At 56.1% G+C, this 15,774-nt stretch carries 16 protein-coding genes; 11 read left to right on the forward strand and 5 right to left on the reverse strand.

Annotated elements, in window-relative coordinates:
- The first annotated feature begins 78 nt into the window (after nt 1–78).
- The 3 genes from IEY52_RS08360 (at nt 79) to IEY52_RS08370 (ending at nt 5,762) form a co-directional block, all read left to right on the forward strand.
- Nucleotides 79–1,002: a LysR family transcriptional regulator gene (locus tag IEY52_RS08360; protein ID WP_189002216.1), complete on the forward strand. Its 924-nt coding sequence runs from the start codon at nt 79–81 to the stop codon at nt 1,000–1,002.
- A gap of 418 nt (nt 1,003–1,420) precedes the next feature.
- Complete coding sequence (locus tag IEY52_RS08365; protein ID WP_189002217.1) at nt 1,421–5,101, forward strand: alpha-L-arabinofuranosidase family protein; 3,681 nt, start codon at nt 1,421–1,423, stop codon at nt 5,099–5,101.
- A gap of 94 nt (nt 5,102–5,195) precedes the next feature.
- Nucleotides 5,196–5,762: a GNAT family N-acetyltransferase gene (locus IEY52_RS08370; RefSeq protein WP_189002218.1), complete on the forward strand. Its 567-nt coding sequence runs from the start codon at nt 5,196–5,198 to the stop codon at nt 5,760–5,762.
- A gap of 127 nt (nt 5,763–5,889) precedes the next feature.
- Here the strand turns inward: IEY52_RS08370 and IEY52_RS08375 are convergent, their stop codons facing one another.
- A complete protein-coding gene (locus tag IEY52_RS08375; protein ID WP_229684686.1) occupies nt 5,890–6,462 on the reverse strand; it encodes a DUF4865 family protein in 573 nt (190 codons plus the stop codon).
- A complete protein-coding gene (locus IEY52_RS08380; RefSeq protein ID WP_229684687.1) occupies nt 6,453–6,914 on the reverse strand; it encodes a tautomerase family protein in 462 nt (153 codons plus the stop codon). The genes IEY52_RS08375 and IEY52_RS08380 overlap by 10 nt, the downstream gene beginning before the upstream one ends.
- 38 nt (nt 6,915–6,952) lie before the next feature.
- Here IEY52_RS08380 and IEY52_RS08385 point away from each other — a divergent pair, with 38 nt between their 5' ends.
- Nucleotides 6,953–7,837 (forward strand): LysR family transcriptional regulator, encoded by an 885-nt coding sequence (locus IEY52_RS08385; RefSeq protein WP_189002219.1) that lies wholly within the window; start codon nt 6,953–6,955, stop codon nt 7,835–7,837.
- 1 nt (nt 7,838) lies between these two features.
- Here IEY52_RS08385 and IEY52_RS08390 read toward each other — a convergent pair whose 3' ends face one another.
- Together IEY52_RS08390 and IEY52_RS08395 are read right to left on the reverse strand one after the other, a co-directional pair.
- Nucleotides 7,839–8,477 carry a pyridoxamine 5'-phosphate oxidase family protein gene (locus IEY52_RS08390; protein ID WP_189002220.1) on the reverse strand — a complete coding sequence of 213 codons (639 nt, stop codon included), beginning with the start codon at nt 8,475–8,477 and terminating at the stop codon, nt 7,839–7,841.
- Between the two features lie 53 nt (nt 8,478–8,530).
- Nucleotides 8,531–8,779: a hypothetical protein gene (locus IEY52_RS08395; RefSeq protein WP_189002221.1), complete on the reverse strand. Its 249-nt coding sequence runs from the start codon at nt 8,777–8,779 to the stop codon at nt 8,531–8,533.
- 146 nt (nt 8,780–8,925) lie between these two features.
- Here IEY52_RS08395 and IEY52_RS08400 point away from each other — a divergent pair, with 146 nt between their 5' ends.
- From IEY52_RS08400 to icd, 7 genes are all read left to right on the forward strand, one after another.
- Nucleotides 8,926–9,354 (forward strand): GNAT family N-acetyltransferase, encoded by a 429-nt coding sequence (locus IEY52_RS08400; protein ID WP_189002222.1) that lies wholly within the window; start codon nt 8,926–8,928, stop codon nt 9,352–9,354.
- Between the two features lie 247 nt (nt 9,355–9,601).
- Nucleotides 9,602–10,207, forward strand: a complete 606-nt coding sequence (locus IEY52_RS08405) for a deoxynucleoside kinase (protein WP_189002223.1) — start codon at nt 9,602–9,604, stop codon at nt 10,205–10,207.
- Entirely contained in the window at nt 10,192–10,809 is a 618-nt protein-coding gene (locus IEY52_RS08410; RefSeq protein WP_189002224.1) for a deoxynucleoside kinase, read from the forward strand. Before IEY52_RS08405 ends, IEY52_RS08410 begins: the two co-directional genes overlap by 16 nt.
- A complete protein-coding gene (locus IEY52_RS08415; protein ID WP_189002225.1) occupies nt 10,806–12,257 on the forward strand; it encodes a UDP-N-acetylmuramoyl-L-alanyl-D-glutamate--2,6-diaminopimelate ligase in 1,452 nt (483 codons plus the stop codon). The genes IEY52_RS08410 and IEY52_RS08415 overlap by 4 nt, the downstream gene beginning before the upstream one ends.
- A gap of 233 nt (nt 12,258–12,490) precedes the next feature.
- Nucleotides 12,491–13,372: an MBL fold metallo-hydrolase gene (locus IEY52_RS08420; protein WP_189002226.1), complete on the forward strand. Its 882-nt coding sequence runs from the start codon at nt 12,491–12,493 to the stop codon at nt 13,370–13,372.
- Nucleotides 13,373–13,499: 127 nt separating this feature from the next.
- Nucleotides 13,500–14,075 (forward strand): hypothetical protein, encoded by a 576-nt coding sequence (locus IEY52_RS08425; protein WP_189002227.1) that lies wholly within the window; start codon nt 13,500–13,502, stop codon nt 14,073–14,075.
- Between the two features lie 148 nt (nt 14,076–14,223).
- Nucleotides 14,224–15,465, forward strand: coding sequence for an NADP-dependent isocitrate dehydrogenase (icd, locus tag IEY52_RS08430; protein ID WP_189002228.1), 1,242 nt, complete (start codon nt 14,224–14,226; stop codon nt 15,463–15,465).
- 69 nt (nt 15,466–15,534) lie between these two features.
- Here icd and IEY52_RS08435 read toward each other — a convergent pair whose 3' ends face one another.
- On the reverse strand, nt 15,535–15,750 hold the full coding sequence (locus tag IEY52_RS08435; protein WP_189002229.1) for a hypothetical protein: 216 nt from the start codon (nt 15,748–15,750) through the stop codon (nt 15,535–15,537).
- Between the last annotated feature and the right edge of the window lie 24 nt (nt 15,751–15,774).

The raw sequence follows: 15,774 nt of genomic DNA on the forward strand, positions 1-15,774 counted from the left end.
GTTTCAACCCGAAAAAATCGAATTGATGCATCAGCTTTTTCTATGGATGAATGCCTTCACAAAAGCTAACATGAAAGGGTGATCGAGACCGACCAGTTGCTGGCTTTTGAGCGCATCGTGCGGGAAGGAAGTTTCTCCAAGGCGGCATTTGCCCTGGGCATTTCCCAGCCCACCATCAGTGCCCGAATTCAGGCACTGGAAAAAAGCCTGGGTGGGACGGTGTTCACCCGTGGACGCACCGTGCATCTGACCGAGCGGGGCACCAGTTTTCTGCCTTATGCAAAACGTGCCCTGGCCGTTCTGAACGATGGTTTGAACGCTGCAAAACTGGCCGCCAGTGGAGAGCAAGGTGCCCTGCGTGTGGCTGCCCTGCGTTCCCTGACCGTGCATTTGCTGGCCCGGTCCAGCGGGGTGTTCATGGAGCGCTTTCCCGAGGTGCAATGCACCCTCTTTGAAGGGGACCACTGGATGGTCATCGAGCAATTGCACGATGGGGTGGTGGAACTGGGCCTGATCTGTTACCCTCCGCTGGATTACGGGGTGGCAGAAGTGCGGCCCCTGCTGCGCATGGTGGAGCCCATCATTCTGGCGGTGCATCCCGACCATCCGCTCAGCCAGAAAAAACTGTGGTCCAGAGAAGCATTTCTGGAAGCCTGTCCTCTGCTTTTGCAGCAACGCTGGTGGCAGGTGACGCCCATGGCTGTGAACACCCTCAACACCCAGGCCCGCAAAATGGCCGATGTGCCGATGGAGGTGGGCCGGCATCTGGTGCACACCGGTCTGGCTGCAGGTTTCTTTCCCAAAATGCTGGTGCAGCCTGAACTGGATGCGGGTGCCCTGGTGCAACTGGAAATCCAGGGACTCCCTCCCATGCTCAGGGAAACAGCCCTGGTGCAACTGGCCCGCAGGCAGCACACCTCCCCCATTGCCCAGCATTTCACGGGGATTCTGGCGCAGGTGGCCCGCAAACTGGACATTGCCATTTACCGGGAGAAAACCTGAGACAGCAATCAGCCTTCAGCGTTCAGTGTTCAGCAATAGACGACCTGAATCCCCTGCCCATTGCAATGCCAGCCTCTGGAAGGATTCACAGGTCAAAGACATGAATTTGGTGCCTGGTCTGACCTGTGGTTGACAGACCTCCTCAATGTTACGTAATATGTTATCGTTCACAATCAAACAGCCCCCCCAACACCAGACAAGCCTCCAGAGGCTTTTTCTGCAGGTCAGCCTGCGTTTTCAAAGCTCCATCCCGGCAAAGCAGTTTTGAGGAGTTTGTTGTTCAGAAGCACAAATACGCTCTACTTCTCCTGAGACATCTTTTTTCTGCTGATCAGAGCATGGCAGCAAAAAGCCCTTTTTTTACCATTCGTTTTGTTAGCGCTCACATAGCATCTCGCTTCCCGAAAGGAAAATCCTGATGAAACACCCCTGGAACCACACCCACAAATGGAAAACCCGCCTGTCTGCCCTGAGCATGGCCGTGGCCCTGTTTGGACCTTTGAATGGCATGCCAGCACAGGCGGCCCTCCTGCAAACAGCTTCCCAGGACGGCATGCTGCTGCACTACACTTTCGATCAGAACACCCCAGGCAAAGCGACAGATGCTTCCGGGCATGGCAACGATGGCACCCTGGAAGGCCAGGCCTCCTGGACAGATGCAGGAAAGCTGGGCGGGGCCATCGACCTGAACGGCACCTCTGCCTACGTGCGCCTGCCGGACGGCCTGCTGGAAAAACAACACGACCTGACCATTGCCACCTGGGTGCATGCCGACAGTCTGGGCACCTGGGCACGGGTGTTTGATTTCGGATCGGGCACCGACAACTGGATGTTCCTGACCCTGAGTGACTTCATGGGGGTGCCTCGCTTTTCCATTCTTCCCAGAGGCAGCAGCGAAAACCTGCTGACCGGATCACCCTTTCCTGGAACGGGAGACTGGCACCACGTGGCTGTGGTGGTTTCGGGCAACACTTACACCCTTTATCTGGACGGATTGCAGGCAGGCAGCGTCAGCAACATGCAGAACAACCCCGCCAAACTGGGGGCAACAAACCAGAACTTCATCGGGAAATCCCAGTTTGCCCCAGATCCCTTCTTCGATGGCAAAATTGACGATTTCCGCATTTATGACCATGCCCTGTCCGGGAGTGAACTCCTGGCCCTGGTGACTTCAGGGATGACCGATGCCCAGAGCGTGGCCTACACCAGCAAATGGCTGAGTCTGGGCGACACCTCCCAGCAAACAGAGGGGCTGAACCTGCCCACCTCTGGACCTTCTGGGACCACCATCACCTGGGCTTCCTCACAGCCAGAAGTGGTTGCAGCAGATGGCACCGTAAAGCGTCCTGCCCAGGGAAATGCCAACCAGACCGTCACCCTGACCGCCACAGTGCAAAAAGGCACGGCTCAGGAAAGCAAAACCTTTCAGGTGGTGGTGTGGGCCATGGGTGCATCTGCTTACACCCTGAACGTGCAGGCAGACCAGCCCTCTCATGCTGTCCCCTCCACCCTGTATGGCATTTTCTTTGAGGACATCAACGAGGCAGCCGATGGGGGCGTTTACGCCGAACTGGTGAAAAACCGCTCTTTTGAATTCGATCCCCAGCTCACGGCCTGGACGGTGGTGACGGAATCGGGAGGGGCAGGAAAGGTTTCTGGACAATCAGATCAGCCCCTGAACGAGCACAACCCGCAATATGTGCGCCTGAACGTCACGGCTGCAGGTGCAGGACTGGCCAATTCAGGTTTCGGGGGGATTGCGGTGCAGAAAGATGCCCGCTACAACTTCTCTGTGTATCTCCGCAGTTCTGCTCCCCTGTCCAGACCCCTGCAGGCGCAACTGCAGGGAGCGGATGGCAAGGTGTACGGCAGTTGCGAGGTGCAAGGGGTGGGTGCACAGTGGCAGAAATTCAATTGCGACCTGACTTCAAGCACCACCGACCCGGAGGCCCGTCTGGTCCTGCTGGTCTCTGAAACGGCCACCCTGGATTTGGACATGGTTTCCCTGTTCCCTGAAAACACCTTCAAGAACCGTCCCAATGGCCTGCGAGACGACCTGACCCGGACCCTGGAAAACCTGCAACCAGGCTTCCTGCGTTTCCCTGGCGGGTGCATCGTGGAAGGCGGCTCTTTCTTCAACCGCTACCGCTGGAAAAACACCATTGGAGACGTTGCAGAACGGGAAATTCAGCCCAACCAGTGGGCACCAGGTTACTACCAGTCTTTTGGTCTGGGCTTTGGGGAGTACTTCCAGCTTGCAGCAGACATCGGGGCAGAACCCCTTCCCATCCTGTATGCAGGGCAAACCTCCTGCACCGGAAGCCCGGACATGGTGGCTTTAGAAGACCTGGGGCCTTACATTCAGGACGCACTGGACCTGATCGAGTACGCCAATGGAGATGTCAGCACCAGATGGGGCGCTGTCCGTGCCGCCCAGGGCCACCCCGAACCCTTCAACATGAAATACCTGGGGGTGGGGAACGAACTTTGGGGCCAGGACTACCTGAACCGTTACGAGAAGTTCTACGACGTTTTAAAGCAGAAACACCCTGAAATCAAACTGGTGCTGAGTGCTGGCGCGTTCCCCTCTGACTTCAACTTTCAGCTGGCCTGGGACTGGGTGAAAAAGAACCATAAAGCCGACCTGATTGATGAACACATGTACCAGTCTCCACAGTGGTTCTACGACAACGTGACCCGCTACGACAACTACGACCGCACTGGCCCGAAAGTGTTTGTGGGAGAATACGCCGCCCACGGAACCGGCAAGCGCAACAACATGGAGAGCGCCCTGGCAGAAGCGGCTTTCATGACCGGACTGGAGCGCAATTCGGATGTGGTGGAAATGGCTTCCTTCGCGCCACTGCTGGCCAAAGAAAACCGCACCCAGTGGACCACCGACCTGATCTGGTTCAACAACCAGCAGGTGTACCTGACCCCCAATTACCATGTGCAGCAGATGTTCAAGCACAACCTGGGCCAGCAACTCATTCCCACCACCCTGGTCAAAGAGGTGCAGACCCAGAGTGCTGCCCAGCCCATCACCGGATCCATCCTGCTGGGATCCTGGAGCACAGCAGTCAGCTTTGACGATGTGAAAATCACCCCTGCAGATCAGAACCAGCTTTACAACAACGACTTTGCAGACCCCACCAGCATTGCCCAGTGGAACACTTACCGCGGTGACTGGAGCATTGAAGATGGCGTGCTGAAACAGAGCAGTGCCACCCTCACCGATGCCCGATTGCTGCTGGGCCAGGGCGAGGACTGGAACAATTACACCCTGACCCTGAAAGCCTGCAAAGACAGCGGTGCAGAGGGTTTCCTGATCGGGTTTGGCAGCAAAAACACCAACGATTATTACTGGTGGAACCTGGGAGGCTGGGGCAACACCGCCACCGCCGTGGAAAAATCCGTGGGTGGGGTCAAAACCACACTGGGCAACGCCACCCCCATCACCATTGAAAAAGGCCGCTGGTACGACATCAAGGTCGAGGTGCAGCAAAACCACATCAAACTTTACCTGGATGGCACCCTGATCCATGACCTTGTGGATGCCCCTTCCTCTGCCGGACCCCTTTACAGCGCCAGCACCCTGGACCAGCACACCGGGGATGTGATCCTGAAAGTGGTCAACACCTCAGGCAACGCCCAGACCACCCAGATCAACCTGAACGGCATGGCCAACCTGCAACCCGAAGCGGATGTGATCGAACTGGCCTCAGCATCCGGTCAGGACGAGAACTCTTTTGCAGCACCCGATCAGGTCAAACCCGTGACCAAAAGGCTTTCCGGGGTGGGAGAGCACTTCAGTTATGATTTCCCGGCTTACTCCGTCACCATTCTGCTCCTGCACACCAGCCAGAATGCCCAGATTGCAAGCGTCCAGCCCGTGACCCTGAACGTTCCGGTGGGCAAAGCCCCTGAACTGCCTGCCACTGTCAGCGTGAAGAAACACGATGGCCGCACCGAGGAAGTCAAAGTGCTCTGGAAGAACGTGGACGCTGTGCAATACAGCACCCCTGGCACTTTTGAAGTGAAGGGCACCCTGGAAGGCACAGACCTGCACGCCGTGGCACAGGTGACCGTCACTCCTTGAGCCCCTGAGTTCCCTGCAGAACCCCGCCGGTCACAAGCTGGTGGGGTTTTTCTCTGAACTTGACTTCTCCCTCTGCAGGGCAAAGAGTGAGGGCATGCTTGACCTTTCGATGTTTGAAACCTTTCCCATTCTGGAAACCGAACGCCTGATTTTGCGTGAAATTCAAGCCACAGACGCCCCCGCCATTTACAAACTCTTCTCCAACCCCGAAGTGACCCGCTATCACGGCACCAGCACCTTTCAGGACCCGGAACAGGCCGATGATTTCGTGCACTTCGTACAGGCCCGCTACCAGCAAAAAGGCGGCATCCGCTGGGCCATTGAACTGAAAGCCACAGGAGAACTGCTGGGCACGCTGGGGCTCAACAGCATCGTGCAGCAGAGAACCGTGATTGGTTATGACCTCTCAGAAGCACACTGGGGCAAAGGCTACATGCCCGAAGCCGTACAGGCCATGCTGGATTACGCTTTTCAGATTGGACTGTATCGGGTGCAGGCCCTGGTGATCCCGGGAAACCACGGCTCTGTGCGGGTGCTGGAAAAACTGGGGTTCCAGCAGGAGGGCCTGCTGCGTGCGTGGTACCACTGGGAAGGGCGGTACTGGGACATGCTGAGTTTTTCTTTGCTCAGGACGGACAGGCAAAAGGGCGCAGAAGGCTGAGGGTCGAGGGCAGAAAGCAGAAGGCAAAAAGCACAAGAACCGAGGACCGAGAGCCAAGGGCTAAAAGCCAAAGGCTGAGGATCGAGGGCAAAAACACAGATGGACCTCAGACCATTGCCCGATGCCTCTACACTTTTTCTTGCTCCAACCCTGGGCAGGAGAGGTGAAGCACCTGAAAATGTATGCCCATCTGTTCTGAGGGGTCAGTGGTCCACAGGGCAAACAGCACCTGTTCCCAGGTTCTGAGATCCAGGCCAGACACCGCACAATGGAGCGCTGGATGGTCTTGCAGGGCGTTCAGCTGGTTTTCTGCCTCGTGAATGGCTTCTGACAGGTCTTTTCCTGCAGCAATTGGGATTCTGAGCAAGGTGGCCCACACTGGAGATTTCCCAAAAACTTTTCCCTTCTGGAACTGCATCTCCATCCAGTGTTCCACAGAAGGGCGACCAAAATCCTGGCTCAGGCCAGCAAATCCCGGTCCCAGCAGAAATTCACGCATGGCATGTTCTGAATGCCACAGGTAAAAAGGAGAATAGGAGTTGACGGTGGATCCTGCTTTGCCGGATTCTCGCAACAGGTAGGCTTTGAAGGTCAATCCGGGAAGCTGGTCCAGGGCATGTCCACGGGTGCGGACCCTTTCCCGGATGGTTTCCATGTTGTGATCTCCGGGCAAATGGATGTCATAGTGCATCAGACCCATGATTGGACCTCCAGCATCTGGGCCAGCCCACAACCAAACGACCAGTCTTCCCGGGTGTTGATCTGCACAATCACCATCACGTCTTCAGGACGCACCTGCAGGTCCTGTAAAAGCCTGGAGGCCAGGGTCTGGTAAAGCAAGGTTTTGGTGGCTGTGCTTCTGGGGCGACCAGCAACAATCTCAATCAGGATCAGGTCATGGCTGCGCTGAATGTCCAGGTAATCCGGACTGAAGTAAAAGTGACCTTCTGACAGAGTATGAATCACCTGAAAGCGGTCTTTGGTGGGCACTTCAAAGGTGTCCACCAGGGTGTGGTGGATGGTGTCTGCAAGGGTCTGGAGAAAAGTCGGGGTTTTTCCCTGATGCAGGGAAATGCGAACAAAAGGCATGCTTTTCACCTCCTGGGTCAGCAAGCTGATTGCAGTGTAGGTCCCGGGCATTCTTCTGTCCATCAGAACTTTTTGCACAAACCCTTTGATAAAATCGAAGCATGCCACGCAAACACGTTCACCTGGAACTTGATGTCCTGCGCACCTTTGTCACCGGGGTGGATCTGGGAAACTTTGGGCGTGCAGCAGAGCGCCTTTCCCGTTCTCCATCGGCCATCAGCAGCCAGTTGAAGAAACTGGAACAGCAGGCGGGCACCCCCATTTTTCAGAAATCAGGACGGGGCCTCGCCCTCACCGAAGCAGGAGAGGTGCTGCTGGGACAGGCCCGCAAACTGCTGGACCTCAACGATGAAACCGTAAATCGCCTGAGGGGAATGGAGCTGCAGGGAGAGGTGCGTCTGGGCATCCAGGAAGATTTTGCCGAGGGCATCCTCTCGGATGTGCTGGCCCGTTTTGCCCGCAGCCATCCCCGCATTCACATGCAAGCAAAAGTGGCCCGCAACAGGGACCTCAAAACCGCTGTGGAAACAGATGACCTGGACCTCGCCCTGCTGTGGGACGATGGCACAGCTCCCCTCCACATGCAAAGGCTGTTAGAGGTGCCGATGGTCTGGATTGGTCCAGCTGCACCCAGAACCCTGATCTGGTCTACGGAAGATCCACTGCCTCTGGCGGCTTTCGAGGCCCCCTGTCTGTTCCGGTCAGAAGGGACAGCCCATCTGGATGCTGCAGATCAACCATGGAGAATGACCTTCACCAGCCCCAGCCTTGCAGGTCTGTGGGCCGCAGTTTCTGCAGGTCTTGGCGTGACCATCCGCACCCCACTGGGACTGCCAGACAGCGTTCAGGTGATCCGGGATGGGTCTTTGCCAGAGTTGCCCCGAATTCCACTCGCCCTTTACCGTGTGAATCCTGCACCTGATGCCAGTGTCTTGCGTTTGCAGGAGATCCTGCAGGAGGTTTTACAGGACATTCTGCAGCCCTGAATCAGTACATGCGTTCCCGGTAGCTTTCTTCAAGCCCTTGCTGAACGCTTTCACGGGTGGCTCCACTGTTGCGGGCATGAGCAGCAATCATGGCCGGGATGTCCACCTCTGGAGCGGTGTCTTCCCGGTCTCCCCAGAGTTTGGAGCGCAGCACGGCCTTGCCGCAATGGGCAAAGCACTCCTCCACCGTCACGGCCAGGGCAAGTTTAGGCACCTTGCCCTGCACCTGCATGGTTTCCAGATGCTCAGGATCGGTGATGATTCTGGCGCTGCCATTGACCCGGAAGGTCTCGCTTTTGCCAGGGATGAAGAAAATCAGGCCCACATGGGGATTGGACAGCACATTGCGGTAACCATCCGCCAGACGGTTGCCCGGACGCTCAGGAATCAAGAGGGTGTGGTCGTCCAGCACCTGCACAAAACCCGGTGCATCCCCTTTGGGTGAGGCGTCGCACAGGCCGTCCTGATCAGAGGTGCTGAGCACCAGAAAAGGTGAGTGGGCAATGAAGTTTCTGGCGTGTTCGTCCAGGGCCGTGCGCTTCTTGTTTTTCACCAGTGGGCTGGGCTCTCCGCCCAGCAATACGGTCAATTCCGCTTCGGTGGTCAGCACCTGTTTAAAGTCAGGTTTAAAGTCGGGCATGCTTCCAGTATGGAGGACACACCCGACCCCTAAACCATCTGGCTTATTTCTGTTTACTCCTGTGGGACTTCCCCACGGTATTCCAGCAAACCTGCATTGCTCAGGTAAACCGGGCCTTTTTGCAACATGGTGGTGATGGCAATGAATTCCAGCGGATCATTGACGGTCAAGAGTTGCCACGACCCATCATCAAGCTGCACGCTGATCTGGTGGGTATTGGTGGGGTAATGCCATTGCAGGGTGTAGGACTTGATGGCTCTGGAGGACACTTCCACATCGTTCAAATTCAGTTCATCTGCCATGGGCTCTCCTGAGGGCAACACAATTTTGGGTGTCCTCATCGTACTGCAAGAGCATCGGGTCAGGTGTGAGGCCAGGTGAGCTGGTCGGATTGCTGGTCAGCTCAAAAGGCTGAAAGCAGACACCCATCTGCTATACACTACACAGCATGCACCTGCAGAAAGCCCTTCCCGATGACGCTTCAGAACTGGCGAAGTACAACCGGGATTTGATCCAGGACGAAGGACACCGCAACCCCATGAGCCTGCGCGAGCTCACCGAGCGCATGCAGAGCTTTTTTCTGGATGAATGGGAAGCGGTCTTTTTGGTGAACGAAGACCAGAAGGTGGGCTATGCCCTGTATAAATTTGGCACCGACGCTTTCGATGCCCGCATTCAAACGGTTTACCTGAGGCAATTTTTCATCGCCCACCCTTTTCGCAGACAGGGTCTGGGCAGACAGGCCTTTGAAACCCTCAAAAAAGCAGTGTTTCAGGACGCCCGCATCCACGTGGAGGTCCTGACCAGCAACGAACGGGGTGTGGCCTTCTGGAAAGCGGTGGGGTTCAAGCCTTACAGCCTGCATTTGCACACTTAAAGCTCATATACATCTTGTTTCATATTGCTGCCAATAGGGCGCAGCACGCTGCGCCCCTACAGGTCTCGTTTGAGATTTCTTCCATTGGGCGAGGCACGCCGTCTTGTGCAGAACGAGGGACCGCGAGATGGTCCCTCTGCACGCTCGCCCCTACAGACCCATTGAAGGTGTTGACCTTTGATTTTTTGCCCTCGGCTCTCGGCCCCTGGCTTTCTGTCTTCTGCTTTTTCGCAGTAAGATGTTTGGCGTGTATTTGGTCACTGAAGGTCTCATTGGTGTGGGCAAGACGAGCCTGAGCCGCTTGCTGGCACAGAAGTATCAGGCGTCCCTGACGCTGGAAGTCGTGGAAGACAACCCCTTTCTGGGTGGATTTTATGCAGACATGGAGCGTTATGCGTTTCAGGTGCAGGTGTTTTTTCTGCTGTCCCGCTTCAAGCAGTTGCAGCATGTCACCCAGGGGGATCTGTTTCACCTCAACCACGTGTCGGATTACATGTTCGACAAGGATTTCGTGTTTGCCAGCATGAACCTCAAAGACCATGAGTTCGATCTGTACCAGGAGCTGTATTCGCAGCTGAAACCCAAACTGGCCCATCCGGATCTGGTGGTGTACCTGCGGGCTGATCCGGAGTTTGTGAAAGAGCGCATTTTAAAGCGGGGCCGGGAATTCGAGCTGGACATGCCACTGGATTACCTGCAGAACCTCTCTGAGCACTACGACCGCTATTTTGAGACCTACCCGGGTCGGGTGCTGTGCATCAATGCTGCCGATTACGATTTTGTGGGCAAACCCGAAGATGCCCTGAAAATCCTCTCGGAAATTGAGGAGGCCCTGCAATGTACCTTGCCGTGAGTGGCAACATCGGGAGCGGCAAGAGCACCCTCACCCGACTGCTGTCCGAACGGCTGAAACTCACCCCGGTGTTTGAAACCGTGGATGAGAACCCGTACCTGGCGGATTTTTACCAGGACATGGCCCGTTATGCTTTTCACTCGCAGGTGTTTTTTCTGTCCCGGCGTCTGGAGCAACACCTGAAGGTGGTGAATGCCACACTGGATGTGGTGCAGGACCGCACCATCTTTGAAGATGCCTGGGTGTTTGCCAGAAACCTGTACCAGCAGGGCCACATGAGCAGGCGTGACTGGGAAACCTACCAGAGCCTGTTGCAAGGCATCCTGCCAGCACTCCGCATGCCAGATGTGTTGATCCACATTGAGGCCAGCCTGCCCACCCTGAAAAAACGCATTGCGTTGCGGGGCCGGGATTACGAGAAAGCCCTGCCTGACCAGTACCTGCAAAACCTCTCAGACCTGTACCAGTCTTTCATCGGGGAGTACACGGCTTCCAAGATCTACCTGCTGAATGGGGACGCCCTGGATTTTGTGGAAAACCCCGGCATCATCGAGAAGCTCTGTGAGGACATCGATGATGTGGTGGTGGGAGGGCTGTTTTGAAGCTCAGCCTGCTGCTTTCCCAGCTGGGTTTGTCTGCACACCCTGAAGCAGACCCTGAGGTTTCTGCGGTCACCCACAACAGTTCCTGGGTGAAGCCCGGTGCGGTGTTCGTGGCGGTGCGTGGCCTCAAGACCGATGGGCACAAATTCATTCCGCAAGCCCTGGAAAAAGGTGCTGTGGCGATTGTGGGCGAGGGCTTTGAGGGTGACTTGCCTGTTCCCTACATCAAAGTTGAACATGCCCGTCATGCTCTGGCAGATTTTGCCTGTGTGCTGCAGGGCCATCCCAGCAGGGCGTTGACCGTGGTGGGCATCACGGGAACGGATGGCAAGAGCACCACCAGCTGGATCACCTACCATTTGCTGCAATCTGCCGGAAAACCTTCGGGCTTGCTGTCCACAGTGGGATACCGGACCCCGGATGGGGTGCTGCACCATTTCCCGCAGCACCTGACCACCCCGGACAGCCCGGAAATCCAGAGCCTGCTGCGTGAACTGCTGGATGCAGGCGCCACGCACTGCGTGCTGGAAACCAGTTCCCATGCGCTGGAACTGGACCGGGTGCGTGGGGTGGAGTATGGGGTGGGCATCTTCACCAACCTGACCCCGGAGCATCTGGATTTCCATGGGGACATGGAAGGATACTTTCAGGCCAAGCGCAAGCTGATTGACCGCAGCCGTTTTGCCGTGCTGAATCAGGATGATCCCTATGCCAGACGCCTGACCGACCACCCCAGCCACACCACTTTTGGGTTCTCGGCAGAGGCGCAGTGGCGGGCCACCAACCTTCAAGAGGAGGCCTCTGGTCTGAATTTCACGGTGGTCTCCCCTGCTGGCACCTTTGATGTGGTGCTTCCCATGATTGGGCAGTTCAATGTGCTGAACGCCCTGGCGGCCATGGCGACCGCCCATCATCTGGGCCTGTCCATCCCTGAACTGCAAAAAGGACTGGCTTCTTTTCAGGGGATCCCTGGACGGATGCAACTCCTGAGCAGCCACCCACGGGTGATGGTGGATTTTGCCCACACCCCGCCCAGCCTGGAAAAAGCCCTGGAAGTGCTGCGTCCCAGCACCACCGGAAAACTCTGGGTGGTGGTGGGTTCCGCCGGAGGCAACCGGGATCCTTTGAAACGTGCCCCTCTGGGTGAGGTCGCATCCCGGCTCTCCGATCAGGCGATCTTCACAGAGGAGGACTGCCGGGACACCCCCATCCAGGAGATCTTGCAGGAAATGGAACGGGGGGCCAGCAGCACTGGAAACCAGAATTACCGTTCCATTGCAGACCGCAGGACAGCCATTCAGGAAGCCATCCATCAGGCTGGTCCTGAAGACACCGTGCTTCTGGCAGGCAAAGGTCCAGAAGACACCCTGGAACGCGCCAGTGAAACCCTCCCCTGGGATGAGGTGGCAGAGGCACTGCAAGCTCTGGGCACCAGAAAGCCCTCCTGAGTTTGTGCACAGAACAGGCCTTCAGCACACCCTGGAAGCCCGTTTTTTGCCTGAGGATGGACCAGAAAGTTCTTGTTGATACAGTTTAACCTTGAACTGTAACATTTGTCTGATTTTTTCTGTGGTTTCTCGGAAAAACTGAGGGCGACCATCCGGTCAAATTCAGGAGGTGTTTACAGGTGACGAAGGGACTCACTCGCCGCAACACACTTAAAATTCTGGGAGGAACATCCATGCTGCTCGCCGCAGGGATGCACTCAGGGGCCAGAGCACAGGAGAACCGTGTGACCTTACCAAACGGTGCTGGTTTCTACCGTTTCAAACTCGGAGATTTCACTTTCGTGGTGGTCAGCGATGGACAGGCCACCGGAGGAAACGCCCTTCCCAACTGGGGGGCCAATCCAGGCAGGCAGGAAGAATTCGCCGCTGTCCTGAAGGCCAACTTTGCCCCCGTTGAGCCTTTCACCAACAACTTCAACCCCATGCTCATTGACACCGGGAAAAACAAGGTCCTGATTGATACAGGTCGTGGAGGTGCAGCAGGGCAGCTTGTGCAGAACCTCAAGAATGCCGGGTATTCCCCGGACGACATCGACACCGTGTTCATCACCCACGGACACGGCGATCACATCGGAGGCATGTCAGACGCCGAAGGCAAATCGGTGTTCAAGAATGCAAAATTCGTGATGGGCCAGAGCGAGTTTGACTTCTGGGCCAGCCAGAACAATGCAGGCTTCAACAAGAACATCGTGGCCTTCAAAGACCGCTTCACTTTCATTCAGGATGGCGGGGAGATCGTTCCCGGTCTGTTGGGGGTGCTGACCCCCGGTCACACCGTGGGGCACATGTCGGTGCTGGCCACCTCTGGCACCGAAAAACTCATGCACTTTGCAGATGCCGGAGGACACTACATCCTGTCTCTGATGTTCCCCGAGCACTATCTGGGTTTTGACTCCAACCCGGAAAATGCCACTGCCACCCGCAAGAAAATCTTTGCGCAGGCCGCCAGTGAAAACCTGACCGTGGTGGGCTACCACTACGCCTGGCCTGGTGTGGGGCACATCCGAACCAAAGACGCCGCCTACGAGTTCGTGCCCATCTTCTTCAAATTCTGAGCATCCCACAAACAGATCCGGAAGTCCTGCTTCCGGGTCTTCTGCTGTCTCTTTTTCTGTCTCTGCTCACACTCCAAATGTTTTTCAGAGGTCTTCTCCCTATAATTGCAGTGTTTGGAGGAAACCCATGTTAAATCGCCTGTGGTTCTTGGGGGTTCTGTTGCTGGGGGCCTGTGCGCCCACCGCCAGTGGCCCCCAGGGGGAAAGCATCCCCCGCATCAAAAATTATTACCCGTTTGTGGCCGTGCAAGAAGACCAGCAGCGCACTTTCAAAGTGGAAATCTCTGGCAATGAAGCGGCTGTCCTGATGGGCAGAAACCTGGCCATTGATGGAACAAAACTTTCCAGTCAGCTGTATGCCCTTTACAAGAAGGGCACCTACGCTGTCACAGTGCAGGAGGGGGGCATTGTGTACATGCCCATCAGCAAGCTGATCGAGGTCAAGGGGTTTTACCCGGAGGTCAAGGAGCAGTCCACCGAACAGTTCTACAAATTCTGCTTCCTCAAGGAATACGGTGACAAATGCACCAGCAACATCCTGTCTGGTGGTGTCGCCCTGTACTTCAACCCTCTGGAAGAAACCCCGGTCTTTCAGGTGTATGGAGATGCAGGCATGCGCAGTTTCAACGAAATTCAAGGCAATGGCTTTCTGGTCACCACCAGCATCAGCAACTTCAAGACCTTTCTGAACCAGTTGCCCTGAGTCTGGTGCAAAGGTTCTGATGCAAAAAGGGCCGTGTGTCTGTCATGAAGTTACGCTTTTGACGGCAGAAACGGTTGATTCGTTCGCACAAGTCATTTAGTGTACCTGATACACAGCACTTAAAGTAAGCCCTACGGAGGTTTCATTCATGTCAAAGATTCAGGTTCCCACTGAAGGCACCAAAGTCACCCTGCAAGACGGCAAACTGCAGGTCCCCAACAACCCCATCATTCCTTTCATTGAAGGTGACGGCACCGGTCCTGACATCTGGCAGGCTTCTGTGCGCGTGCTGGACGCTGCTGTGGAAAAAGCCTACAACGGCGAGAAGAAAATCGTCTGGATGGAAGTCTACGCTGGTGACAAGGCCAACGAAGTCTACGGCGACAACAACCTCTGGCTCCCTGATGAAACAAACGAGGCTTTCCGTGAATTCCTGGTGGGCATCAAAGGCCCCCTGACCACCCCCGTGGGTGGCGGCATCCGTTCCATCAACGTGGCCCTGCGCCAGATTCTGGATCTGTACGCCTGCGTGCGCCCCGTGACCTACTTCGACGGCGTGCCCAGCCCCGTCAAGCAACCCGAACTGGTGGACATGGTGATCTTCCGTGAAAACACCGAAGACATCTACGCTGGCATCGAGTACAAAGCGGGCAGTGCTGAAGTCAAGAAACTGATCGACTTCCTGCAAACCGAATTCAAGGTCAACAAAATCCGCTTCCCCGAATCCAGCAGCCTGGGCATCAAGCCTGTCTCTGAAGAAGGCACCAAGCGTCTGGTGCGTGCTGCCATCCAGTACGCCATCGACAACAACCGCAAGAGCGTCACCCTGGTGCACAAGGGCAACATCATGAAGTTCACCGAGGGCGCTTTCCGCGACTGGGGTTACGAACTGGCCAAAGAAGAGTTCGGCGCTGTGGAAATTGACGGCGGTCCCTGGTGCAAACTCCCCAATGGCATCATCATCAAAGATGCCATTGCAGACGCCTTCCTGCAGCAAATCATCCTGCGTCCCGCCGAGTACGATGTGGTCGCCACCCTCAACCTCAACGGCGACTACCTGAGCGACGCCCTGGCTGCCCAGGTGGGCGGAATTGGCATTGCTCCCGGTGCCAACATCAACTACGTGACCGGACACGCCATCTTCGAGGCCACCCACGGCACCGCACCCAAATACGCTGGCCAGGACAAAGTGAACCCCTCCAGCGTGATCCTCTCGGGCGAAATGCTGCTGCGTCACCTTGGCTGGAACGAAGCTGCGGATCTGATCCTCAAGTCCATGAGCAAAACCATCTCCCAGAAAACCGTGACCTACGACTTTGCCCGCCTGATGGACGGAGCCACCGAGGTCAAGTGCTCTGAATTTGCAGACGCACTGATCGCCAACCTGTAAATCCTGCCCAAAAATCAACCCCGGATGAATTTCCGGGGTTTTTTCTGTTCTGGGGTTGATGTTGCGTGATCACTTCTTCTTGAGCAAATTGACGATCAGGTAGGCAATTCCGCCCACGATGCCTGCAATGATCAGGAACCGCAGGAGCCCCTTGAGGAGCGCCACCAGTCCGATGAAGATGCCTCCCAGCAGCTGGAACAGAAGGCCCAGCAACCACAAAACGATGATCGCAGCAATGACGATCCCGATGATTTTCACGATGTTTTCGGTCAGATTTCCTTGCATGGTCCAAACCTCACTGTTTCAGGG

The organism is Deinococcus roseus, from assembly GCF_014646895.1.
GTDB lineage: Bacteria > Deinococcota > Deinococci > Deinococcales > Deinococcaceae > Deinococcus_C > Deinococcus_C roseus.